This window comes from Gilliamella intestini, from assembly GCF_900094935.1.
Taxonomy (GTDB): Bacteria; Pseudomonadota; Gammaproteobacteria; order Enterobacterales; family Orbaceae; genus Gilliamella; species Gilliamella intestini.
The window spans coordinates 1-1,703 of the sequence record NZ_FMBA01000097.1 but is presented as its reverse complement, the minus strand read 5'-3'; the positions used below and the strand labels follow the sequence as shown (position 1 = coordinate 1,703).

Sequence of the window (1,703 nt, the reverse complement as noted above, 5' to 3'; positions counted from 1 at the left end):
CGCTACATCAGCCAAGACCCCATAGGACTTGCCGGCGGCGAAAACGCCTATAGCTACGTTCCCGACCCACTGGCTTGGATTGACCCGTTGGGGTTAACCAGTTGTCAATTAGGCGAGGCATTAGAAAAAGCGGGCGTATTCCGTCCAGAAAATACCGCTGCTCATCATATTGTGGCCGAAAGCGCAAAAAGGGCAGAGCCGGCACGAAAAATTTTAGAAAAATATGGTATTGATATTAACGGTGCTATGAATGGCGTATTTTTGCCAACAAATAAAAATACCTCTAAACTGCCAGGAATAATGCATAATGGTCGTCATCCTAATGATTATATTAATGAAGTCAATAAGCGACTTAGAAATGCAGATAAAATAGGCACCAAAGAAGCAATTGAGGCTGAATTAAAAAACATCGCAAATATTTTATCAAACGCTGACCGTAACGCAAATTGGAAAACGATATTGCAACAATTATAAGCGCTTGTTATTACATTTAATCATAAGTAAGTTAATTGAAACGGAGAAAAATAATGAAAACAAAGATTTATTTATTGAATTCAGACTTATCTGACTATAGTTCATTTATTGAAAATTGCCCTAAGGGACAAGAAGATATGCAGGGAAGAGCAATGGATAGGGCACTTTATCATCATTGGCAACCGTTTGGCGAGGAATATCAACCTGTGACTATGGAGCTATGTGCAAATGATTATGGTAGAAAGAATTATCAGTTAGATATCAGTGGCTTTACAGCGCCTTTTTATGTGTTGAGCGAAAGGGCTTTAGAGGCATTAAGTGATATTTTTCTTCCTCGAGGGCAAGTTTTACCGATTATTACAGCAAGTAAAAGGAAGAAGTTCTGGGGCTACTTTCCGACAAATGTTTTAAAAGGTTGCTTTGATAAAGAAAAATCAATTTATAAACAATGGCCCAATGGTTTAATGATAGAGCATGTAGTGTTAATCGCTGATAATATCACCGATGAATATTTATTTACTATAGAAGAAGATATCCGTCGAGTTTTTGTGACAGAAAAGTTTAAACAACGGGTTGAAGAGGCAGGATTATTAGCGTTTACGTTTCCAGACCACCTTGTGGCTGAAACATCATAGTTTAATGCGCTTCACAATAAACTCAAAGCTAACCGCCTGCTGATTCAAGGTGACCGGCATTATCAGTACGACGAATACGGCAATGTGATTCGAGAATTACGCGGTAAACGGCAACATACCGAACATCAATTTAAATGGGATGGGCAACATCGGCTTATTGAATTTAAAAAAATCCGCCACTATTGGCACGAATACGATAAAGACTTTCATTAAACCGTTGAAACCGTGCACTGTTATGAGTATGACGCCTTTGGTCGACGAATCAGCAAAACCGACATGCAAACCGGTGATAAAACGCTATTCTTCTGGTTGGGCGATAAGCTTATTACCGAATGCCATGCAGATGATGCGGATTTTAGTGTAGAAACTATCCGCAATGAACACACAAAAGCCCAAAACTACCGCTGCCTAAGCTACATCTACGAACCAAGCAGCACCGGCTTTAGACCGATGGCGCAGTTAGTGGGTCGAGGACGTGGTGGACAAATCTACTACTACCTCAACGACCAACTCGGCACCCCACAAGAGCTAATGACCGCAAATGGTGATATAGTTTGGAGTGGCGTTTACAAATCCTATGGCGAGCTTGCGATA

2 protein-coding genes and 1 pseudogene are annotated in these 1,703 nt (G+C 40.5%); all 3 read left to right on the top strand.

Translation table 11 applies throughout. The features are described 5' to 3' along the window. On the top strand, positions 1-474 hold a 474-nt coding region (locus tag GA0061080_RS12160; RefSeq protein WP_209435848.1), incomplete at its 5' end, for an AHH domain-containing protein. A 53-nt stretch (positions 475-527) separates the two neighbouring features. After that, on the top strand, positions 528-1,109 hold the full coding sequence (locus GA0061080_RS12155; protein WP_091126197.1) for a hypothetical protein: 582 nt from the start codon (positions 528-530) through the stop codon (positions 1,107-1,109). Between the two features lie 27 nt (positions 1,110-1,136). Further along, positions 1,137-1,703: pseudogene (locus GA0061080_RS13355) on the top strand (RHS domain-containing protein); the annotation flags it as partial.